Raw genomic sequence first — 21965 nt, 5'->3', positions numbered from 1 at the left:
TCCCCTTTTGTTCCGATTTTTCTTGGCGATTGACTGCCGTCGCGCTACTTCTGGCGGGTGACAGAGCAGCCGCGCCTTGCCGAACAGAATGCCACCGTGGCCCTGCCCGAACCATTCATCAGATGGTTTGGCGAGAAAGGCTGGTCGCCGCGCGCCCATCAGATCGAACTTCTGGCGAAAGCCCAGGCCGGACAGTCGGTCCTGCTGATCGCGCCGACCGGCGCCGGCAAGACGCTGGCCGGCTTCCTGCCCTCACTGACCGAACTGGCTGTCCGGCCAAGGCGAAAGCCAGGCCAGGCGCATCGCGGCATCCACACGCTCTACATCTCGCCACTGAAGGCGCTGGCCGTCGATATCGAGCGCAATCTCGGCAAGCCGGTGGAGGAGATCGGCCTGCCGGTCACCATCGAGACGCGCACCGGCGACACCCCCGCCCACAAGCGCCAGCGCCAGAAGCTGGTGCCGCCCGACATCCTGTTGACCACGCCCGAGCAACTGGCGCTGCTGATCGCGGCGCCCGACGCCCGACGCTTCTTCGAGGATCTGCGCTACGTCGTGCTCGATGAGTTGCATTCGCTGGTGACATCGAAACGCGGGCACCTTCTGGCGCTTGGTCTGGCACGGCTGCGCGGTTTTGTCCCCAATTTGCAGACGATCGGGCTGTCGGCGACGGTGGCCGAGCCGGACGAGTTGCGGCGCTGGCTGGTCAGCCAGAATCCGCCCAAAGGTCCAACAAGCCCCGACATGGCTGAGCTCATTGTCGTGACAGGCGGCGCGAAGCCCGATATCTCCATCCTCGATTCGGAAGAGCGCGTGCCATGGGCGGGACACTCGGCGCGCTATGCCACGCCGGAGATCTATCGCGAGATCAAGCGCCACAAGACGACCCTGCTGTTCGTCAACACCCGCAGCCAGGCAGAGCTGCTGTTCCAGGAATTGTGGCGGGTCAACGAGGATACCTTGCCGATCGCCTTGCATCACGGCTCGCTTGACGTGGCCCAGCGTCGGCGCGTTGAGAAGGCGATGGGCGAGAATGCGCTGCGCGCCATCGTCGCGACGTCGACGCTCGACCTCGGCATCGACTGGGGCGATGTCGACCTGGTCGTGCATGTCGGCGCACCAAAGGGCGCCAGCCGGCTGGCGCAACGCATCGGCCGCGCCAACCACCGCATGGACGAGCCGTCCAAGGCGATCCTCATCCCGGCCAATCGCTTCGAGGTGCTGGAATGCCGGGCAGCCCTCGACGCCAACTATCTCGGTGCACAGGACACGCCGCCATTGATCGATGGCGGGCTCGACGTGCTGGCCCAGCATGTGCTGGGCTGTGCCTGCGGCGCGCCGTTTCGGGCCGATGATCTGTACGAGGAGGTGCGAACGGCAGCTCCCTATGCCAGCCTCGATCGACCGACATTCGACCGCGTTATCGATTTCGTCGCCACCGGCGGCTATGCGCTCAAGAATTACGAGCGCTATGCCCGCATCCGCCTGAACAAGGATGGGTTCTGGCGAGTGTCAAATCCGCGCGTCGCCCAGCAATACAGGTTGAATGTCGGCACCATTATCGAGGTGCCGGCGCTCAACGTGCGCTACGTCAAGGCTGGCAGCAAAGGCTCGGCTTCGCGCGGCGGCAAGGTTCTCGGCAAGATCGAGGAGGCCTTCCTCGAAACGCTGACGCATGGCGATACGTTCATGTTTGCCGGCAAGGTGCTGCGCTTCGAAGGCATTCGCGAGAATGAGTGCTTCGTGTCGAATGCGCCGGGTAGCGATGCCAAGGTGCCCTACTATGGCGGCGGCAAGTTTCCGCTTTCGACCTACCTCGCCGAACAGGTCCGCATCATGCTGGACGACCCGCAGCGATGGAAGAAGCTGCCGGAGCAGGTGGCCGACTGGCTGCGGTTCCAGGCCGACAAATCCGTGCTGCCCAAACGCGACGACCTGCTGATCGAGACCTTTCCGCGCGGCAACCGCCATTATCTGGTGGCCTATCCGTTCGAGGGCAGGTTGGCCCACCAGACGCTCGGCATGCTGCTCACCCGTCGTCTCGATAGGGCGGGAGCCAGGCCGCTCGGCTTTGTCGCCACCGACTATGCGCTGGCCATATGGTCGCTGGGCGACATGGGCACGATGTTCAAAGCCAGGAAGCCTTCGCTCGGCGCCCTTTTCGACCAGGACATGCTGGGCGACGACCTCGAAGCCTGGCTGGCCGACAGCTGGCTTCTCAAGCGCACTTTCCGCAATTGTGCGCTGATTTCGGGATTGATCGAGAAACGCCACCCCGGCCAGGAGAAAAGCGGTCGTCAGGTCACCGTGTCGACAGACCTCATCTACGATGTGCTGCGCAGCCACGAGCCCGACCACATCCTGCTGCAGGCCACACGCGCCGATGCGGCGACCGGTCTGCTTGATGTCAGCAGGCTTGCCGACATGCTCTCGCGCATCCAGGGTCGAATCGTGCATAAGAATCTCGAACAGATATCGCCGCTCGCCGTGCCGATCATGCTCGAGATCGGCAAGATGCCGGTCAATGGCGAAGCCGATGAAACGCTTTTGATGGATGCGGCGACATTGGTCGAGGAGGCCATGGGTCCGGGAATGAGTGTGGAATGAACTTTTCGCTGGCGCGCACATCGTTGATCGCCGAGGCCAACCTTGTCGGCATCGCCGGCGAGCGCGCCGTCTGCGACCCGCGCGGCGTGCTTTATTTTCCGGACCTGCGGCTTCTGGTGGTGTCCGACCTGCATCTGGAAAAGGGTTCGTCGCTGGCGCGGCGCGGCGCGCTGATCCCGCCTTACGACACCGGCGCGACCTTGCTCAGATTGCAGGCCGTCATCGCTGACTACCAACCATCGATCGTCATCAGCCTGGGCGACTCCTTTCATGATGGCGGCGGCGCCGAACGCATGCATGCAAGTTTCCGCGAGCGGCTGGAAGCGCTGATATCAGGCCGTGACTGGTTCTGGGTTGCCGGCAATCATGATCCCGAAGCGCCCGCCGACCTGCCTGGCGAGACGGTGCGGGAACTCGCCATCGGGTCGCTGCTGTTCCGGCATGAGCCATCGAAGCAGCGTGTCGAAGGCGAAATAGCGGGCCATCTGCATCCCTGCGCCCGCATCGTCCAGCGCGGCCGTTCGGTGCGGCGGCGCTGCTTTGCCGGCGATGGCGGCCGCATGATCATGCCGGCCTTCGGTGCCTATACCGGTTCGCTCAACGTCCTTGACCGCGCCTATGCCGGGCTGTTCCGGCTGGATACGCTGATGGCCTACATGCTGGGCACGGACCGTATCTTCGCCATCTCGCGCTCGATGCTCAGGCCCGGCTGAAACTGTCCTATCTGCCGTAGTAGAGCGTGACGGTGTGCTTCGCCTCGGCGAAGAACAGCCAGCGTTCGACCAGCATGCCGGCGAACTGGGCGATCGCGGCGATCGCCGACAGCGCTGCCGCGAAAGGCCAAGGCAGGCCGAAGACGGCAACCAGCAGCAAGACGGGCAGGGCGAAGGCCAGGAGCTGCGTGATCTGGCGTAGCCGCGCGCTGTGCTTGCGCGCGATGCGAAAGCCCATTTCCTTGAGCAGATAGTTTTCCTCGGTATGCGGCCATTCCAGCGACCGCACCGTGCCGCCGGTCAGCCCGGTCGCGGTGTTGGCGGTGGTCGGGATTTCCAGCCGGTCATTGTAGCGCCAGGTCGCCAGTTTCCAGCCCCAGCCGAACAAGGTCAGCAATATGGAAGCCGCCAGAATGATTTTCGAACCAAGCGCAAACCCCTGCAGCAGCGCGTTCAGCAACACGCTGCCGGTCATCGCCGAGAAGATGAGATAGCCGGGCAGCGTGAAACGGCTGTGCCATTGGGCGATCGGCTTCAGCGACGCATAGATCATGCCGGTGGTGCAGACGGTGACGGCCGCACCACAGGCCGTCAGCAACCCGGCCACAGCCACCCAACCGCCGCTGCGGCCGAAGAAGACCCAGCCGATGCCGAAAAGTCCCGCCGGGATGAAGGTGAGGACCGAGGCGACGCCTTCGCGCGACAGCCAAGAACTGCGCCACTGCGAGAACGCCCGCCAGGCGCGTTCGGGGCGGCCCAGATGACCCGTCGACGACAGCAGCCCGGCCACGATCAGGCCGAGTGCCAGTCCCATGCCGATGAAGCCCAGCCGGAAATCGGGTGGGATGATCTGGAAGCCTCCGAGCACACCGAGCAGTGCGAGCAGGCCGTAGCCGGCGCCGGTGGCGGTGGTGAAGAAGACGACGGAGAAGGCTGGATGCATGGGCTAGTTCGAAAGCATGCGGTCGACCCAGCCGAGAAAGCCGCCTTCGGCGCGCACCGGTTCGAGTGCCAGCGCGGGAACCGATGCGGCGCGCGTGGTGTGGGCGCGTGGCGGCAGGTATTTGTTGGTCGGGTGATAGCCGAGCTCAGGCATCAGGTCGACGCCGCCACGTTCCGCCACCAGTTGCGAGACAGCCGACTGCGGATCGCCGAGATCGCCGAAATGGCGGGCACTGGTCGGGCAAGCGGCGACGCAGGCCGGCACGCGGTCTTCCTCGGCCAGATTGTCGTTGTAGATGCGGTCGACGCACAGCGTGCACTTCTTCATCACGCCGACATCGGTGTCGAATTCGCGTGCGCCATAGGGGCAGGCCCAGCTGCACAATTTGCAGCCGATGCACTTGTCCTCATCGATCAGCACGATGCCGTCCGAAGCGCGCTTGTAGGATGCGCCGGTCGGGCAGACGGTGACGCAGGCCGGCGTCTCGCAATGCAGGCAGGAGCGCGGGAAATTCACCGTGCGCCCGCCCGTCTCGGTGGTGTGCTCATAGCTGTGCACGCGGTTGAACCAGACGCCGTCGACATGGCCGCCATAGGGGTCGATGTCGGTCAGCGGCGCCATGTGGCCGCCGGTGTTCCATTCCTTGCAGGCGGTGACGCAGGCCTGGCAGCCGACACATGTGTCGAGATCGATGACGAGGCCGAGCTTCTTGCCGCTTTGACTTGGCAGACAGGTCATTTGGCCGCCTCTCTTGCCCGGCGGAATTCAGCGCCGAAAGTCAGCCTGTCGGGCGAGGGTTCGAAATGCGGCGGCTGCTGGAACCGCTCGAACTGCGGCTCGGTGAAGCCGGCTTCTTCCGCCGCGCATTTGACGATGCGCACGCGCAGGTCGAACCATGCCGCCTGGCCGGTCACCGGATCGGAATTCGAATAGCGTTTGCCCTGGGCACCCGCCGAGGTCTGGTCGCCGATGATATGGTTGAGCAGGAAGCCGCGGTTGGATTCAGCCGCGTCGTCCTTCAGCCCCCAGCTGCCGCGCCGCTTGCCGATGGCGTTCCAGGTCCAGACCGTGCTTTCGTTCACCCCGTCGATCAGCTTGATCTGCCCCTTCACTCTGCCATTGATGCTTTCGATCCAGACCCAGTCGCTGTCGACAAGGCCGAGGCCGGCTGCGGTCCGGTGATGCACGAACAGCCGGTTCTGGCTGGTGATTTGCCTCAACCACGCATTCTGCGATCCCCAGGAATGGTACATATGCATCGGCCGCTGCGTCAGCGCATGCAGCGGATATTTTTCGAGGTCGACGACCGCTTCCTCGAACGGCATGTACCAGAAGGGCAGCGGGTCCATGTAGGTCTCGATGCGCTGGCGATCGCCCTCCGGCGGCACGACGCGGCCATGGCCCCGCGCGGCCAGACGAAAACGCTGCAGCGGCTCGGAATAGAGCTGGAAGACGATCGGCTTGGCCTTCGGGATGAAGCCCATCTGCTCCGCGAAGTCGAGATAGGAGCGGTTGGCCATCTTGTAGTAGCGCTGGTCGTCAGCGAAGTCGTGATGCCAGAAGCCGCCATTGTCGATGTAACGTTGCAACTGGTCCGGATTGGCCTCGCCCCTGCCGGTCGAGGTCCCGTCCTTGCCACGCCAGCCGGCGAGCGGGCCGATACCGGGCGTGCGCTCATGATTGACGATGTAATCGGCATAGTCGTGGTATCTGGCCGAGCCGTCTTCATCGACGAAACCGGGCAGGCCAAGCCGCGCGCCGAGTTCGATCAGCACCGACTGGAACGGCCTGACGTCGCGATCCGGCTCCACGACGGGATGGCGGATGGCGTCGCCCGGTCCGTCGGCATGGCTGATCGGCCGGTCGAGCAGGCTGATGCAGTCGTGGCGCTCGAGATAGGTCGTGTCCGGCAGCACGAGGTCGGCGAACGGCACCGTCTCGGAATAATAGGCATCGGAATAGATGATGAAGGGGATCTTGTAATTGCCCTCGCCATCATGGTCGGTCAGCATCGCCATGGTCTCGACGGTGTTCATCGAGGAATTCCACGCCATGTTCGACATGTACATCATCAGCGTGTCGATCCTGTAGGGATCTCCGGCCCAGGCATTGCGGATGACGGTGTGCATCAGGCCATGCGCGGCAAGCGGCGCATCCCACGAGTAGGCCTTGTCGATGCGAAGAGGTGTGCCGGCCTCGTCGACAAGCAAATCGTCCGGCCCGCAGACGAAGCCCAGCGGCATACCGTCGAGCGGCGTCATCGGCTTGACCATCTTGCCGGCTGGCTTCGGTCCGGGCGGTGCGGAACGGGGATAGGGCGGCTTGAAGCGGAAGCCGCCGGGGACATCCACAGTGCCCAACAGCACCTGGAGGAGATGGATGGCGCGGCAGGTGTGAAAACCGTTCGAATGGGCCGAGATGCCGCGCATGGCGTGCATCGAGACAGGCCGCCCCTTGATCGTCTCGTGGCGGCGCCCGGCCCAGTCGGTCCAGGCGATCGGCAACTCGATCGTCTGTTCGAAGGCGACATGCGCAAGTTCGGCGGCGATCCTGCGGATCGTACCGGCCGCAATGCCGCAGCGCTCGGCGACCGCGTCCGGTGCATAGCTCTCATCGAGGTAGCGGTCGGCGATCAACTGGAACACCGGGACGCAGCGGCGTCCGCCGATCGTGTAGCTGCCGGTCAGTGCCGGTTTCGCACTGGCGTCGGTGGCGCTGACCGGTGTCTTCGCCACTCTGTCCCAGGCCAGCGGATTGCCGTCGGCATCGCGCACGAACAGCCCGTCATCGGTCGCACCCGGCTCCTGGATGACGAGCGAATGGGCATTGGTATAACGGAGCAAATACTCGAGATCGACGCGGCCGGCTTTCAGCAATTCGTGGATGAGAGCGAACACGAACAGCCCGTCGGTGCCAGGCCGGATGCCGATCCAGTCGTCGGCAATGGCGTTGTAGCCGGTCCGGCACGGATTGATCGACACCACCTTGGCGCCGCGCGCCTTGAGCTTGCCGAGACCGATCTTGATCGGATTGGAATCGTGGTCCTCGGCGACACCGAACAGCATGAAGTACTTGGTGTTGTCCCAGTCGGGCTCCCCGAACTCCCAGAACGAACCGCCGATCGTGTAGAGACCGCCCGCCGCCATGTTGACCGAACAGAAGCCGCCATGGGCGGCGAAGTTCGGCGTACCGAACTGGCTCGCCCACCAGCCGGTGAGCGACTGCGACTGGTCGCGGCCGGTGAAGAAGGCCAGTTTCTTGGGGTCGGTCCGGCGGATGGCCGAGAGCCGCTCCGTCGCGATCGAGAACGCCTCTTCCCACTCGATCTCGCGGAACTCGCCGGAGCCGCGCGGACCGGTGCGCAGCAACGGCTTCTTCAGCCTTGCCGGACTGTAATGCTGCATGATGCCGGAGCTGCCCTTGCCGCAGATCACGCCGCGATTGACCGGATGGTCCTTGTTACCGTTGATGTAGCGGACCTTGCCATCCTTGATGTGCACGTCGATGCCGCAGCGGCAGGCGCACATGTAGCAGGTCGTCTTGGCAATGCTGTCGGAAACACCAGGCGAGGTGTCGACGCCGTCGCCTTCGTCCGGTGCGCGCGTGTCGGCGAGCGGGCGTTGCGATGGTGCCGAATTCGCGCCGCGCGGCGGTCCCTGCATCATGATCCGTTGGCGCCTGCGCGGCCAGCGGATTTGGCCCGTGTCTTCGGTCCGGGGCCGCGCATGTAGTGCTCTTCCGGGTGATAGCGATCGCCGGCCAGCCGCCGCCTTATGCCGCGGGTCCAATGCGCAAGCAGGGATCTGAACCGCCCGATCATTCTGCTCTCTGCGATCTCTCGGCGAATTTTTTCTAACTTCACTCGAAAACTTAGAATGAAGCTATCGATCTGTCTAATCAGTTGTTCTTGTAAATTCGATCGATATTGGTTCTTAATGCGCTCATGACCCTGGACCAGTTGCGGATTTTCGTCGCCGTCGCGGAGCGCGGCCATATGACCAAGGCGGCGGAACTGCTGGGCATCTCGCAGTCGGCCGCATCGGCCGCCATCCGAGCGCTTGAAGAACAGCACGGCGTGCATCTGTTCAACCGGGTCGGCCGCAACATAGAGCTTGCCCAGACCGGACACCGGTTCCTGCCGGAGGCCAAGGCCGTGCTCGAACGGGCCGCCGCCGCCCGCAATGTTCTGGAGCATGTCTCGCAGACGGTCACCGGCAGCCTCTCGATTGCCGCCAGCCAGACCATCGCCAGTTACTGGCTGCCGCGCCGGCTGGCTTCCTTCCACGAAGCCTATCCCGCCGTCAGGCTGAGCGTCTCCATCGGCAACACAAGGCAGGTGGAGGCCAATGTCCTCGATGGCGCGGCCGATCTCGGCCTGGTCGAGGGGCGCACCGAGTCCGACATCTTGCGCCGCACCAAGGTCGACGTCGACAGGCTGATGCTGGTGGTCGCCAGCTCGCATCCGGAGATCGCCGAAGTCGCGCCCGGCCACTCCGACATCAAGGACTTGCGCTGGATCATCCGCGAGGGCGGTTCGGGCACGCGCGAAGTGCTGGAGGACCTGGCGCGCCGCGAAGGAATTTCACTCGCCGACTTGCAGATATTCCTGGTGCTGCCAAGCAACGAGGCGATCCGCCAGGCGGTCGAGGCGGGAGCCGGCGCCACGATCATTTCGGAGCTTGTCGTGGCCCGCGCCGTGGCCGAAGGCAGTCTCAGGTCCGTGCCGCTCGAACTGCCCAAACGCGACTTCGCCATGATCACCCATCGCGATCGCCAGGCAAGCCTGGCCCAGATGGCGCTCAAGGCGCATCTCGGCGCCGGCGCCGACGAAATGGCGCCCGCTCGCCCGTGAGTGGGCCGCGTCAGCCGAATTTTCGCTGAGCATCCAGCGCCAGGCCAAGTCCGACCGAGCCGAACATGTCGCCTTCGATGACGGATGCCTGCGGCACCAGCGACAGGATCTCCCGCCTTGCCAGCGGGATCGCGGTCGATCCGCCGGTCAGGAACACCGCGGTGATGTCGGACGGCTTCACCTCAGCATCCCGGATGGTCTGTCCCACCGTTGCCGTGACCCGCTCGATGTCCCTGGCAATCGTCGCATCCAGCCCGCTGCGTGTGATTTCGGCGGCGAACTCCGCGCCCGGCAGCTTCACCGCGACCTCTGCGGACGAGTTGTCGGTCAGCGCTATCTTGGCCTTCTCGACAAGTGCCGCCAGCGCGTGTCCATAGCGGTGTTCGACGATGTGGATGAAGCGGTCGACCAGGTCGGCGCGCTCGGCCTCGTAGCGGATCTGGCGCAGATGCGTCATCGCCTTGGCGGTGTAGACCAGGTTGATGCGCTGCCATGTCGCGAGGTCGATGAAGTAGCTTGCCGGCAGGTTGCGTTTGCCGTCCCTGGTTGGCGTCAGATAGCCGAGCTGCGGCATCACATGGGCGATGCTCAGCAGCCGGTCGAAATCCGTGCCGCCGATATGGACGCCCCGGCTGGCCAGGATGTCGTCCTTGCGGTCGAGGGAACGGGAGCGCTGCGGTGAAACGCGCACGATCGAGAAGTCCGACGTGCCGCCGCCCATGTCGATGATCAGCGCCAGTTCCTCGCGCGTCACCTTCTGCTCGTAGTCGAGCGCCGCCGCGATCGGCTCGAACTGGAAAGCGATGTGCTTGAAGCCCTGGGCACGCGCGGCATTCTCGAGTTCGCTTTGCGCCTTCGCGTCGGCTTCGGCGTCGTCATCGACGAATTGCACCGGCCGGCCAAGCACGACAGTCTCGACCGTATCGCCGGCATCTGCTTCCAGCCTCTTCTTGAGATGGCCGAGGAACATGCCGACGATCTCCATGAAGCCGATCGACCGCGATTTGATACGGGTCTTCTCGTGGGCCAGCGAACTGCCGAGCACGCTCTTCAGCGAACGCATCAGCCGGCCTTCGATGCTGTCGGTGTAGTTGGCAATGGCGTGGCGGCCAAAACAGGTGCGGTTGTCTTCGAAGTTGAAGAACACGGCACTGGGCAGCGTGACCTGGCCATCCTCCAGCGCGACGAGGCGCGGCTGCCCGTTGCGGACCACGCCCACGGTGGAGTTCGAAGTACCGAAGTCGATGCCGCCGAAGGCTGGTCGCATGACAAGTTCCTGTATTTGTCGTCGGCGAGCCGATAGGCGCCATGAGAAATCGCGCGCTGCCCGGGGCACGGGCTGCTCTGCCGAACCGAATTGTTTGTGTCTGCAAGTTGGCTGGGGAGCGCGGTCTACCGCATGCTCCCGCAAAGGGAAACCACTTTTCGGGAAAAGTTCTAATCGCGCCGGAAGATCAGCCGTCCGAGCCAGCCGGTCAGCATGGCCAGCGATATCGCGAAGACGCCATAGAGGAATGAATAATTGTGGGCGACACGGAAGATCGACTGTTCGAAACCGGATTTGCGGATTTCGAGCTGGGCCGAGCTTTCCTTGATGAACAGGCCGCTCTTGAACAGGAAGGCGCGCGCCTTGTGGGTGCCGACCGGAACATTGGGCGCCAGCCTGACGGTGGCGCGGAACAGGTTCTGCGACAGGAATTGCACGCCGCCGACATTCTCGCTGTAGAGGCCGGTCGCCGACTTGCGTTCGCGCAGTGCCGCGGTGAATTCCTCGATGGTCGCCGGGCTGTCGCCGGCATCGGCGGGCTGCATGTAGAGGTTGGAGGCGCCGAGCGACAGCTGCTTGTAGCTGTTGGGTTCGGTGATGTCCTGCAGCGGCCGGGTTGTTGCCACCGAATAGGACACCGGCACGTTCTCGAAGGTCTCGGAGTCCAGATTGACCCAGACGCCGAGCACCCGGTCCTTGCGGCGCACCACCACCGGTTTGGGCGGGCCTTCGAGCACGACGATGACATCGTAACGGCCCTGGCGCGCGACGAGTGGATCAGGATTTTCCAGCGAACCGAAGATGGTCAGGTCGGCGCCGGAAAAGCCGGCGGTGATCGAGACATTGTCGGTGGAGAGCCCGATCTGGATGCCTTCCGTCAGCGGGACCTGTGCCTTCGCCGGCACGGCGGCCGCAAGCAGCGACAGGAAAATGGCGGTTGCGAACGCGTTCGGAGCCCTCATCAGTTGAGGCCCGCTGCGGACAGCGAATAGAGATTGGGCGGGGTGACGAAAAGATCGATCGCCAATCGTATCGCCACTGCCAGCACCAGCAGCGCCAGCAGGGCCCTGAGCTGCTCGCCGCGCAGCCTCTGACCGGCCTTGGCGCCATATTGCGCGCCGGCCACGCCGCCCGCCATCAGCAGGAAGGCCAGCACGACGTCGACCGTCTGGTTGGTGGTGGCGTGGACCAGCGTCGTATAGGCGGAGGTGAAAATGATCTGGAACAGCGAGGTGCCGATGACGACATTGGTTGGCACTTTCAGCAGATAGATCAGCGCCGGCACCATGATGAAGCCACCGCCGACGCCCATGATCGACGACAGGAAGCCGATGCCGGCGCCAAGGCCGAGCACCGGGATGACGCTGACGAACAGTTTTGAGGCCCTGAAGCGCATCTTCAGCGGCAAGCGGTGGATCCAGTTGTGCTGGCCGGATTTCTTCAGCACCGGTGCCGCACCGCTGCGCGTGGCGCGCAGCGCATTGACGCTTTCGACCAGCATCAGCCCGCCGACGGTGCCGAGCAGCACGACGTAGAGCAGCGAGATGAACAGGTCGAGCTGGCCGAGCCTGCGCAGGAAGGCGAAGACGTAGATGCCGCCGGTGGAGCCGACAATACCGCCGGCCAGCAACACACCACCGAGCTTGAAGTCGAGCGTCCCTCGCTTCATGTGCGAAAGGACGCCGGAGACGGAGGAGGCGATGACCTGGTTGGCGCCGGTGGCGACCGCGATCGCCGGAGGTATGTTGTAGAAGATCAACAGCGGCGTGATGAGGAAGCCGCCGCCGACGCCGAACATGCCCGACAGGAAACCCACCGCCGCGCCCATGGCCAGCAGGACGAAGACGTTGACGGAAATTTCCGCGATCGGGAGATAGATGCCCACCCGTCAGTCTCGATCAGTTCTGCCTGTCGGCGAATGCAACCGTTGCGGGCATCTTGGACCGACAAGCCAATTCGTTCTTGCGCCGGAGGTGTTGCGAAGTCAAACCGCGCTACGCCGCCGAAACAAAAAACATCTCAATCAGTTAACAGGCAAATGTGTGGCAAGGGCGTCGTGGAAGCGACGCCTCTGCCGTTATTTGCGCGCCAGCAGCGCCTTGACCAGTTTTTCATCGACCTCGCCGGTCGCCGGCATCTTGTTGTCGGTCTGGAAAGTCATGATCGCGGTCTTCGTCTTCTGACCCATCTTGCCGTCGGCGCCGCCGGCGTCGTAGCCGTTCTTGTTGAGAATGCGCTGGATGTTCTGGACCGCCTTCTTCATGTCGATGCTGGCGGTCGTCTGCGGTGCGCCGTCCTGCCAGGATTCGGGAATGTCGGCCGAATTGGCTGCCGCATCAAGTGGCTTGGCCTTCCACAGTTCGGCCGCGGCGCGGGCGCGTTCGAGCTGCTCGGGCCGCAGCGCATTGGCGATCTCGTCGCGCTTGGCCGCGGCATCCTTGTCGCCCGTCTTGGCGACCAGCGCGAACCATTTGTAGGACTCTTCGAGGTTCTGCTTCATCCCGACGCCCTTGGCGGCGAGGATGCCGAGATTGAACTGGCTGTCCTTGACGCCGACATCGGCCGCCGCCTGGAACCAGTGCGCGGCCGATTCATTGTCGGTCACGCCGTCCGCCGCCATGGCGAACAGCACGGCCAGATTGTGCATGCCGCTGGCGTTGCCCTGCGCCGCGGAAAGCTGGTACCAGGTCTTCGCCTTCTTGATGTCGCGCGTGACGCCGATGCCCTTTTCGTAGAAATTGCCGATGCGATATTCGGCCGGTGCGAAGCCGAGTTCCGCCGACTTCTCGTACCATTTGGCCGCTGCCGCCATGTCTTCCTTGACGCCGCGCGACTCGGCATAGCGCGAGCCGATCTCGAACAGCGCCTTGGCATCGCCGCCGGCGGCGGCATCGCGCAAGGCGACCGGGCCGGCGTCAGCGGGAATGTCGAACTTTGCCGTCGTCGCCGCCGGCGAAGCGTCCACTGGCGCAACCGCGCCCGTGGTGTCCTTGGCGGTGGTCGGCTGAGCCGCCATCGGCTGGGTGTCGGCATCGGTTGCTTCAGCGGAGGTCGCAGCGCCCGGGGCGGGCACAGCAGAAGCTGTTGTGTCGGACGCCGCCGTGTTCGCATCGGCGGGCGCAGCCGAAGCGAATGGTGCAGGAGCCGGCTGGGCTGGCGGCGCGGCCACCGGGGTTTGCGATGCCATATCGTCCTTGGTCAGCGGGTCGGATGGTTCGGCCTGTCTGACGACACGGTCCGGCGCGCTTTCTGCTGCCGGAAGCTGAATGTCTGCCTTTGGCTGGCCAGCGGCGTCGAATGAGGCGGTTTTCACCGGCTGCGAGGCGACGATCGGCGCGACATCGTTGCTTGCCACCTGGACGGGATCGGCGAAGAAGGCCTTGCCCAGCTGCAGGGCGCCCAGCGCTAGCAAGATCGCGGTTGTCCCCATCAAGATCGGCTTGCGCCGTGCCTTGAGCAGGTCGCCGATCCGCAGCGCCTTCACCGGTCCGGTCACAGTCGACTGGCGCTTCAGCGCATCGGCCTCGGCGGCCGCAGCCTGCGCCGCGCGCCGGGCCGCGGCGATGAAATCCGATTTCGCGGCATCGGTGTCGCTGGGCTTGGCCGGCTGGCCGCGCTCGTCACGCACGCGCTTCATGATGGCATTGAGGTCAGGTGCGCCGGAGCCGGGCTCCAGCGGCCGGTTGGCCATTTTCGGATCGAGCGGCTCGTCGAGATCGACGCTCGGTACCGGAGCACTCGGCGCCGAGCCGGCCAACGGCGGAATGTCCGCCTCCTTCTTGCCCTTGAAGGCGCGGGCCAGCCCGCCGAACATCGATCTGCGGCCGCCCGCCTGTTCATTCTTCTCGACAATCGTGTCGGAGCCGAGAGCAGCCATGGCCGCAGCCGCTGCGGCCTCGGCCGGCGTGCGCGTGCCAATACCCAGGCCCAGGCCGCCCAGATCGCTACGAGCACCCGGCTCGTTGCGCAGGATGGCGGCGGCGCGGCCATCGAGATCGGCCATGTCCCCAGTCAATGGCAGGGGCTGATCGATATCCATCGACGGCGCGTCGACGGCCATCTTGGGTCGCCGTGCGCCGCGCCAGTTGCTCGGCTCGACCGGTGCCGCATCCAGGAGTTCGCTCATCGCCTCGACCGGCTCGCCGGGTTCCAGCGAACCCAGCCGGTCGACGATCTTGAGCAACGTGTCGTGGATGGCCTCGAACGTTCTCGAATTGCGCTCGTCGGAGCGCCGCGTCAGCGTCTCAAGCGTCTTCAAATCCTGTGCGAGGCCGGAAACGGCGGTGGTATTGGCGCTCGAACCGGCCAGCGATTGTACTGCGTTCTCGGCCGCTTCGCGCGCCGCGCCAAGGATGGAATCGCGGGTTCCAGCGAGGGACTTTTCAATTTCGTTGAGACGCGGGCTGATGTCCTCGAATTCCGGCAGCGGCGTGCTGGGCTTGGAAAGATGGGCGGACAGGCCGGCGACCTGCGCCTCCAGGCTGCGGATCAGCGCCGGATCGATGCCGGCCACCTGCGCTGCCGATGCGTCCAGCCGGCTTGAGATGTCTTCGAGCCGGCTTTCCAGGCCGCGGATAGCCGCTTCGCCTGCGGGATCGGGAACACGCGTTTCCATGCGCTTGGCCAAAGCGGTGAAGCGGGCATCGATGGCTTCCATGATGCCGGCGCTGTCGACCTGCGGCATGCGCTGGTCAAGCCTGTCGGCGACCTCGTCCAGCCGGCGTTCGAGATCGCGGAACAACATGTTGCCCTGTTCGATAGCGTCACCCTGGCGGCGTTCCATCATGCCCGACAGCACGTCGAAGCGCTGCTCCAGCCCGTGGAAGACGTAGTCGGCGTCGGGCATGGCGGGCGCCTGGTCGATCTTGTCGGCAATGAGTGCGATCTGCTTGGCCAGGCGCTCCATCGCCTGCTCGGGCAGATTGGCGCGGCCGGCGAGCTCGTCGACCCGGCTCGACAGCGTGCTCAGCCGGTCCATGACCGCGTTGCCTGGACGATCCTGCGCCACTTCCTCGATCTGGCTGGCAAGCGAGTCGATCCGCCTCTCGATGCGCTCGAAAGCCTCGTGGTCGAATGAATTCGCTTGCGCCGCGACCGTCGATGCAACGATGGCGCGGGAAATCTCGTCCAGCCGCTCGTCGATCATGCCAAGCGTGTCGCTGCCGCGATTGTCCTGCTGGCTGGCGAAATGGTCGACGGCGCCGGCAAGCGTGCGCACCTTTTCCTCGAGCGAGCGCAGCGACAGCGATTCCGGCAGATTGTTGACCGCATTGCTGATCTGCTCCAGCCGGTCGGTCAGGACAGACAGGCCCGGATCGTCCGAGCGCTTGCGCTGGTCGGCGTCGACACGGTCCTCGAAAGCCGTCCAGCGGCGATCGAAATCGTCCCAGCGGCGGTCGACCTTCTGCACGCTCTCTTCGCGTGCCAGCGTCTCGAGCGCGGCTTTGACCTGTTCGAGCTCAAGCCGCAGCATGTTGACGCTTCTGTCGTCGCTCTTCTCGGCCAGCGTCTGGATGGCGCCGGAAAGCCGTTCGAACTCAAGGCCGAGTTCGGCGCTGCCCTTGGCTCCGGGCCTGGCGCCCGACTGGAAAGCCCGCTCGATGTCCTTGCGCAGCGCTTCGAATTCGCGCTGCAGCCCTGATGTCATCTGGTGGCGCAATTCCTCGCGCATGCCGCGCAATTCGCCGGCGATCTTGCCGACCATGGCCACGCCGTCCTCCTGGCCGCGCACGCGATCGATGTCGCGGGCAATGGCCTGGTAAGCGGTGGCTCCTTGCATCGGGCTCTTCGGGCGCGGCGCCGGCTGCGGATCCTCATACCAGCGCTGCTGGCCAGTGGGCCGGGCGGCGGGATAGCGCGCATCGGCGCCATATTGGCGCGGATCGGATTGGCGGGGGTCGGGACGTGCCATCGGATCCTCGCGCGTCCGCTCCAGCCGCTGCTCCAGCGTCTCCAGCGACTGGTTCAACTGCTCGAGCGTGGTCTGCGGCCTGCGCTGCCTGCCGGCGTTGAGTGTATCGAGATAGGACCGCTTGCTGTTCATCGGTGCGTCCGTCTTTCAGAATGGCTGGCTCGTGGCCAGTTCCCCCAAGTCCCTGTCGGAACGAAGGCGACCTGCGGCTATGCCGCGGTGGAAGACGAGCTTCCCGGGTTCTCACCCGCGCTCCGAAAAACCGTGAAAAATTCGATACAGGATAAACACGGGTAGCCGACGCGCCCACATTTCGCCCAACGTGGTAAACAACGCGTTAACCAAACTTAAGAAGTTGAAAGGATGTTGGCCGCCGGCTTGACGGTGCGGCATAAAGCTCAGCCCGCAGAACGCCCTTGCGTCATGAGGCGGCTATCGGTATAGAATTGACGTAAACGTAAAAGGCGCATCGAGCGTGCTGTTTGCGATTTGTTTGTTGAAACCACGACTGGAAGCATGCCCCCGCTTCCAGTCAGGCGACGCACGGTCCAGGACCGCGACGCCACCAGACGGGGAAAGCCAGTGACCATGAAGCTTATCTCGGCCGGCGAGACCGCGGCCAATACCAATATGTCTGTCGAAGCCGGCGAGGACCTTGTCCGCATCGGCGAGATGGCGAAGAAATACGGAGTGACGCTGCGCACGCTGCGTTTCTACGAAGACAAGGGCCTGCTCAACCCGCAGCGTGACGGTTCGACCCGTCTCTACACGCGCCGCGACAAGGCCCGGCTGAAGCTGATCCTGCTTGGCCGCAAGGTCGGATTCTCGCTGCGTGACGTCAAGCAGATGATGGATCTCTACGATCCGACCGGTTCGAACACCAAGCAGCTCAAGCTCGCGCTGGACAAGTCGGAAAAGCAGCTTGCCCGCCTGCAAAAGCAGCGGGCGCTGATCGACGACGCCATCAGCGAGCTGAGCGGCTCGATGTCGGCGGTGCGCCAGATGCTGACCGAGCGTTTGGCACCGCAGGCGAGCGCGGCTAACTAAATCATCGGCCAATTGTCTGACGATCAAAGCCGCGTGGCCCTGCCGCGCGGCTTTTCGTTGTCTTGGCCTACCCCTATAGCCTTTCGACGCTGGCTTGCACGACGTCGCGCCGCTACGCTCATTGCTGCGGTGGGCAGGAAATCTTGTCGCATCGAAAAATTGACGTTTACGCAAACGTCAATTTTTGCTATCCCGCTCCCAATATGGGTCCGCATGGCGCCCCTGGCTTGTCTTAGGGGCATTCGGACCGGGTTTGCAGGGTGGAGAAAAAGCATGCCGACATACAGGGCTCCGGTCCAGGATACGCTGTTCGTGCTCAACGAGGTGCTGGGTTATCAGCGTTATTCGAACCTTCCCGGATTTTCCGACGCCACGCCCGATGTGCTCGAGGCGATCCTCGCCGAAGGCGCCAAGCTCGCCGAAAACGTCATGCACCCGCTGAACCGTGTCGGCGACATGGAAGGCTGCGTGCGTCATGAGGATGGCTCGGTGACCACGCCGAAAGGCTTCAAGGAGGCCTTCGACCAGTATCGCGAGGGCGGCTGGATGGGATTGGCCGCACCGGTCGAGTTCGGCGGCCAGGGCCTGCCCTATGCCGTGCATACCGCCGTCGCCGAATATATGGTCTCGGCCAACATGTCGCTGATGATGTATCCGGGCCTGACGCAAGGCGCGATCGCCGCGATCATCACACACGGCACCGACGAGCAGAAGGCCAGGTGGCTGCCCAGGATGATCGAAGGCGCCTGGACCGGCACCATGAACCTGACCGAGCCGCATTGCGGCACCGATCTCGGCCTGCTGCGCACCAAGGCGGTGCCGAACGGTGATGGCACTTACAAGATTTCAGGCCAGAAGATCTTCATCTCGGCCGGCGAACACGACATGTCGGACAACATCGTCCATCTGGTGCTGGCCCGCATCGAGGGCGCGCCGGAAGGCGTCAAGGGCATCTCGCTGTTCATCGTACCGAAGCTCATGCTCGACGCATCGGGCAATCCGGGCGCCAGGAACACGGTCTCCTGCGGCTCGATCGAGGAGAAGATGGGCATCCATGGCAATTCGACCTGCGTCATGAACTATGACGAGGCGCAAGGCACACTGCTCGGCGAGGCCAATGGCGGCCTCAAGGCGATGTTCACGATGATGAACGAGGCGCGCCTCGGCGTCGGCCTGCAAGGGCTTTCGCTGTCGGAGATCGCCTACCAGAACGCCGTCGCCTACGCCAAGGACCGTTTGCAGGGCCGCTCGCTGTCGGGGCCGAAGGCGCCGGACAAGAAGGCCGACCCGATCATCGTCCATCCCGACATCCGCCGCAGCCTGATGACCATGAAAGCGTTCAACGAGGCCGGCCGCGCGCTGGCGCTGTGGACGGCGATCAAGTCCGACATCGCCCACCGCTCCGGTGACGACAAGGACCGCCAGGCCGCCGACGACTACACCGGCCTGATGACGCCGGTGGTCAAGGGCGTGCTCACCGACAAGGGCTTCGACCACGCCGTCATGGCGCAGCAGGTGTTCGGCGGCCACGGCTACATCGAAGAGCATGGCATGAGCCAGTTCGTGCGCGATGCCCGCATCGCCATGATCTATGAGGGCGCCAACGGCATCCAGGCCCTCGATCTCGTCGGCCGCAAGCTCGGCCTGAATGGCGGCCGCGCCGTGCAGGCCTTCTTCAAGGAAGTCGGTGAGTTCTGCGAGGAGAACCGCGCCGACGAGAAGATGGCGCCGTTCACCAAGGCTCTGAAGAAAGGCCTCAACGATTTGCAGGCCGCCACCATGTGGCTGGTGCAGAACGGCATGGCCAAGCCCGACAATGCTGGTGCCGCCTCCACCGACTACATGCATCTCTTCGGCCTTGTCGCGCTGGGCTACATGTGGGCGCAGATGGCCAAGGCGGCACTTGGCAAGACGGACGCCAACGGGGCTCAATCTTCCTATAAAAACAGCGTGGCCTTCTACGACAACAAGGTCGTGACGGGGCGGTTCTTCATGGAGCGGATCATGCCGGAGACATCAGCTCATCTCGCCCGCATTTCCAGTGGTGCGGACACGCTAATGGCGCTGCCTGCGGAAGCGTTCTAAAGATGATCGGCGTCACCCTCCCCCTTGAGGGGAGGGAGGCCCGAAGGGCCGGGAGGGGTCGCTGCGGCGGTGCGCCGGCCTCAGTTTCGATGATGCATCTCGGGAGGAGTATCATACCAGCATGACCAACCCAGCCGAAATTCTTGGCCTGCCAAAACCCGCCTGGGCGGGGGACGAGGTCGGCATGCTCTACGACATGGCGCACCGCTTCATGTCGGAGGAGATCGTGCCGCGCTACGACGAGTTCGAGAAGAACGAGATGGTCGATCGCGAGAGCTGGCTAAAGGCAGGTTCCGCCGGCCTGCTCTGTGCCTCGATGCCGGAAGAATATGGCGGCTCTGGCGGAACCTTCGCCCATGAGAGCGCCATAATCGAGGCAATCGGCCATGTCGGCGTCGACGGCTTCGGCATCGGCCTGCACAATTCGATCGTCGCCCCTTACATCCTCCATTACGGCTCCGAGGAGCAGAAGAAGAAATGGCTGCCGAAGCTGGCGACTGGCGAGCTGATCGGCGCCATCGCCATGACCGAGCCGGGCGCCGGCTCCGACCTGCAGGGCGTCAAGACGCGGGCGCAGAAGGACGGCAACCAGTACAAGATCAATGGTTCCAAGACCTTCATCACCAACGGCCAGCTTGCGAACTTCATCATCGTCGTCACCAAGACCGATCCAGAGAAGGGCGCCAAGGGCACCTCGCTGATCGTTGTCGAGACCGATGAGGTCGAAGGCTTCGAGCGCGGCCGTAACCTCGACAAGATCGGCTTGAAGGCCAACGACACGTCGGAGCTGTTCTTCACCGACATGCGCGTGCCGACCTCCAACCTGCTCGGCCACGAGGAAGGGCAGGGCTTCGTCCAGCTGATGCAGCAATTGCCGCAGGAGCGGCTGCAGATCGGCACCGGGGCGATTGCCATGATCGAGCGGGCGCTGGCGCTGACCATCGACTACGTCAAGGAGCGCAAGGCGTTCGGCAAGGCGATCATCGATTTCCAGAATACCCAGTTCAAGCTGGCCGAACTCAAGACCGAGGCCACCATCGGCCGCGTCTTCTACAATGATTGCGTCACCCGGCACATCAATGGCGGCCTCGATCCGGTGACGGCGTCGATGGCCAAATACTGGCTCAGCGACCTGCAGGGAAAAGTCGTCGACGAGTGCCTTCAATTGCATGGCGGCTATGGCTACATGAATGAATATCCGATCGCCCGCATGTTCCGCGACGCTCGCGTCCAGCGCATCTACGGCGGCACCAACGAGATCATGAAATTGCTGATCGGCCGCTCTCTCTGAGAGCGACATCAGGCAAACCCAAGGAGCAAGGAAATGGCTGACGCTTATGTCTACGACGCCGTGCGCACGCCGCGCGGCAAGGGCAAGAAGGACGGATCGCTGCATGAAGTGCCGGCGGTGCGGCTTGCCGCCAAGACGCTGGAAGCGCTGCGCGACCGCAACGGCCTGGATACCGGCACCGTCGACGACATCATCTTCGGCTGCGTCGATCCGGTAGGCGAGGCGGGTTCGGTCATTCCGCGCGCCGCCGCCTTCGAGGCCGGCTACGACACCAAGGCGCCCGGCATGCAGATCTCGCGCTTCTGCGCCTCGGGTCTCGACGCCATCAATTTCGGCGCCGCCAAGATCGCGCAGGGCGCTGACGAGATCGTCATCGCCGGTGGTGTCGAATCGATGTCGCGCGTCGGCATGGGCGCCTCGGGTGGCGCCTGGTTCATGGATCCTTCGGTCGGCCTGCCCGGCTGGTTTGTGCCGCAAGGCATCTCGGCCGACCTGATCGCCACCAAATACGGCTTCTCCCGTGACGACGTCGACGCCTATGCGGTCGAGAGCCAGAAGCGTGCCGCAAAATCCTGGGCCGATGGCCGCTTCAAGAAGTCCGTCATCCCGATCAAGGACCAGAACGGCCTGACCATCCTTGACCATGACGAGCACATGCGGCCTTCGACCGACATGCAGTCGCTCGCCTCGCTCAACCCGTCCTTCATCATGCCTGGCGAAATGGGCGGTTTCGACGCCGTTGCGGTGCAGAAGCATCCGGAGGTCGAAGAGGTCAACCACGTCCATCATGCCGGCAATTCGTCCGGCATCGTCGATGGCGCGGCTGCCGTGCTGCTCGGCTCGAAGAAGGCCGGCAAGGCGATGGGGCTGAAGCCTCGCGCGCGTATCCGCACCTTCGCCAATATCGGCTCCGAGCCGGTGCTGATGCTGACCGGCCCCGTCGACGTCACCGAGAAGCTGTTGAAGCGCGCCAAGATGAAGCTGTCGGACATCGACCTGTTCGAGCTCAACGAAGCCTTTGCCTCGGTTGTGCTGCGTTACATGCAGGCGTTCGACATTCCGCATGACAAGATCAACGTCAATGGCGGTGCCATCGCCATGGGCCATCCGCTGGGTGCTACCGGCGCGATGATCCTGGGCACAGTGCTGGACGAGCTCGAGCGCCGCGATCTCAACACCGCGCTGGTGACGCTGTGCATCGGTGCCGGCATGGGCACGGCAACCATCATCGAACGCGTCTGACGGGGAG

The 21965-nt window shown here is 64.1% G+C and carries 15 protein-coding genes; 7 read left to right on the top strand and 8 right to left on the bottom strand.

What is annotated here, in order from left to right:
- Positions 1-57: 57 nt before the first annotated feature.
- Both ACZ89F_RS27840 and pdeM read left to right on the top strand, forming a co-directional pair.
- Positions 58-2607: a ligase-associated DNA damage response DEXH box helicase gene (locus ACZ89F_RS27840; RefSeq protein ID WP_476095210.1), complete on the top strand. Its 2550-nt coding sequence runs from the start codon at positions 58-60 to the stop codon at positions 2605-2607.
- Positions 2604-3320, top strand: a complete 717-nt coding sequence (gene pdeM / locus ACZ89F_RS27835) for a ligase-associated DNA damage response endonuclease PdeM (RefSeq protein ID WP_476095209.1) — start codon at positions 2604-2606, stop codon at positions 3318-3320. The genes ACZ89F_RS27840 and pdeM overlap by 4 nt, the downstream gene beginning before the upstream one ends.
- A gap of 7 nt (positions 3321-3327) precedes the next feature.
- Here the strand turns inward: pdeM and ACZ89F_RS27830 are convergent, their stop codons facing one another.
- Genes ACZ89F_RS27830 through ACZ89F_RS27815 form a run of 4 tightly spaced genes read right to left on the bottom strand, consistent with a single transcriptional unit; the run spans position 3328 to position 8257 of the window.
- Positions 3328-4263, bottom strand: coding sequence for a dimethyl sulfoxide reductase anchor subunit family protein (locus ACZ89F_RS27830; RefSeq protein WP_476095208.1), 936 nt, complete (start codon positions 4261-4263; stop codon positions 3328-3330).
- Between the two features lie 3 nt (positions 4264-4266).
- Positions 4267-5001, bottom strand: a complete 735-nt coding sequence (locus ACZ89F_RS27825) for a 4Fe-4S dicluster domain-containing protein (protein WP_476095207.1) — start codon at positions 4999-5001, stop codon at positions 4267-4269.
- Positions 4998-7928: a molybdopterin oxidoreductase family protein gene (locus ACZ89F_RS27820; RefSeq protein ID WP_476095206.1), complete on the bottom strand. Its 2931-nt coding sequence runs from the start codon at positions 7926-7928 to the stop codon at positions 4998-5000. Before ACZ89F_RS27820 ends, ACZ89F_RS27825 begins: the two co-directional genes overlap by 4 nt.
- Positions 7925-8257 carry a hypothetical protein gene (locus tag ACZ89F_RS27815; RefSeq protein ID WP_476097487.1) on the bottom strand — a complete coding sequence of 111 codons (333 nt, stop codon included), beginning with the start codon at positions 8255-8257 and terminating at the stop codon, positions 7925-7927. The genes ACZ89F_RS27820 and ACZ89F_RS27815 overlap by 4 nt, the downstream gene beginning before the upstream one ends.
- On the opposite strand from ACZ89F_RS27815, the gene ACZ89F_RS27810 reads away from it, so the two are divergent.
- Positions 8207-9115 carry a LysR substrate-binding domain-containing protein gene (locus tag ACZ89F_RS27810; protein WP_476095205.1) on the top strand — a complete coding sequence of 303 codons (909 nt, stop codon included), beginning with the start codon at positions 8207-8209 and terminating at the stop codon, positions 9113-9115. The genes ACZ89F_RS27815 and ACZ89F_RS27810 overlap by 51 nt on opposite strands.
- A 10-nt stretch (positions 9116-9125) precedes the next feature.
- Here ACZ89F_RS27810 and ACZ89F_RS27805 read toward each other — a convergent pair whose 3' ends face one another.
- From ACZ89F_RS27805 to ACZ89F_RS27790, 4 genes are all read right to left on the bottom strand, one after another.
- The gene (locus tag ACZ89F_RS27805; protein ID WP_476095204.1) at positions 9126-10382 is read right to left on the bottom strand and encodes an Hsp70 family protein; all 1257 of its coding nucleotides are present in this window, start codon (positions 10380-10382) and stop codon (positions 9126-9128) included.
- Between the two features lie 170 nt (positions 10383-10552).
- Positions 10553-11344: a TIGR02186 family protein gene (locus tag ACZ89F_RS27800; protein ID WP_476095203.1), complete on the bottom strand. Its 792-nt coding sequence runs from the start codon at positions 11342-11344 to the stop codon at positions 10553-10555.
- Entirely contained in the window at positions 11344-12267 is a 924-nt protein-coding gene (locus tag ACZ89F_RS27795) for a sulfite exporter TauE/SafE family protein (RefSeq protein ID WP_378987258.1), read from the bottom strand. The genes ACZ89F_RS27800 and ACZ89F_RS27795 overlap by 1 nt, the downstream gene beginning before the upstream one ends.
- 192 nt (positions 12268-12459) lie before the next feature.
- Positions 12460-16425, bottom strand: a complete 3966-nt coding sequence (locus tag ACZ89F_RS27790; RefSeq protein WP_476095202.1) for a peptidoglycan-binding protein — start codon at positions 16423-16425, stop codon at positions 12460-12462.
- Between the two features lie 456 nt (positions 16426-16881).
- Between ACZ89F_RS27790 and ACZ89F_RS27785 the strand changes: the two genes are divergently transcribed.
- The 4 genes from ACZ89F_RS27785 to ACZ89F_RS27770 all read left to right on the top strand — a co-directional run bounded on the left by ACZ89F_RS27785 (position 16882) and on the right by ACZ89F_RS27770 (position 21958).
- Complete coding sequence (locus ACZ89F_RS27785) at positions 16882-17340, top strand: MerR family transcriptional regulator (RefSeq protein ID WP_476097412.1); 459 nt, start codon at positions 16882-16884, stop codon at positions 17338-17340.
- Positions 17341-17613: 273 nt separating this feature from the next.
- Positions 17614-19425 (top strand): acyl-CoA dehydrogenase, encoded by a 1812-nt coding sequence (locus ACZ89F_RS27780; protein ID WP_476095201.1) that lies wholly within the window; start codon positions 17614-17616, stop codon positions 19423-19425.
- A 121-nt stretch (positions 19426-19546) separates the two neighbouring features.
- The gene (locus ACZ89F_RS27775) at positions 19547-20716 is read left to right on the top strand and encodes an acyl-CoA dehydrogenase family protein (protein ID WP_476095200.1); all 1170 of its coding nucleotides are present in this window, start codon (positions 19547-19549) and stop codon (positions 20714-20716) included.
- Positions 20717-20749: 33 nt separating this feature from the next.
- A complete protein-coding gene (locus tag ACZ89F_RS27770; protein ID WP_476095199.1) occupies positions 20750-21958 on the top strand; it encodes an acetyl-CoA C-acetyltransferase in 1209 nt (402 codons plus the stop codon).
- Positions 21959-21965: the final 7 nt, after the last annotated feature.

This window comes from Mesorhizobium sp. USDA 3734, from assembly GCF_056279665.1.
The sequence above is the reverse complement of the archived record's forward strand: the minus strand, read 5'-3'. Positions and strand labels throughout refer to the sequence as shown.

Coding starts and splice junctions, on each gene's coding strand:
- pdeM (WP_476095209.1), top strand. CDS start 2,604: ATGAACTTTTCGCTGGCGCGCACATCGTTGATCGCCGAGGCCAACCTT.
- ACZ89F_RS27830 (WP_476095208.1), bottom strand. CDS start 4,263: ATGCATCCAGCCTTCTCCGTCGTCTTCTTCACCACCGCCACCGGCGCC.
- ACZ89F_RS27825 (WP_476095207.1), bottom strand. CDS start 5,001: ATGACCTGTCTGCCAAGTCAAAGCGGCAAGAAGCTCGGCCTCGTCATC.
- ACZ89F_RS27820 (WP_476095206.1), bottom strand. CDS start 7,928: ATGATGCAGGGACCGCCGCGCGGCGCGAATTCGGCACCATCGCAACGC.
- ACZ89F_RS27810 (WP_476095205.1), top strand. CDS start 8,207: ATGACCCTGGACCAGTTGCGGATTTTCGTCGCCGTCGCGGAGCGCGGC.
- ACZ89F_RS27815 (WP_476097487.1), bottom strand. CDS start 8,257: ATGGCCGCGCTCCGCGACGGCGACGAAAATCCGCAACTGGTCCAGGGT.
- ACZ89F_RS27805 (WP_476095204.1), bottom strand. CDS start 10,382: ATGCGACCAGCCTTCGGCGGCATCGACTTCGGTACTTCGAACTCCACC.
- ACZ89F_RS27800 (WP_476095203.1), bottom strand. CDS start 11,344: ATGAGGGCTCCGAACGCGTTCGCAACCGCCATTTTCCTGTCGCTGCTT.
- ACZ89F_RS27790 (WP_476095202.1), bottom strand. CDS start 16,425: ATGAACAGCAAGCGGTCCTATCTCGATACACTCAACGCCGGCAGGCAG.
- ACZ89F_RS27785 (WP_476097412.1), top strand. CDS start 16,882: ATGAAGCTTATCTCGGCCGGCGAGACCGCGGCCAATACCAATATGTCT.
- ACZ89F_RS27780 (WP_476095201.1), top strand. CDS start 17,614: ATGCCGACATACAGGGCTCCGGTCCAGGATACGCTGTTCGTGCTCAAC.
- ACZ89F_RS27775 (WP_476095200.1), top strand. CDS start 19,547: ATGACCAACCCAGCCGAAATTCTTGGCCTGCCAAAACCCGCCTGGGCG.
- ACZ89F_RS27770 (WP_476095199.1), top strand. CDS start 20,750: ATGGCTGACGCTTATGTCTACGACGCCGTGCGCACGCCGCGCGGCAAG.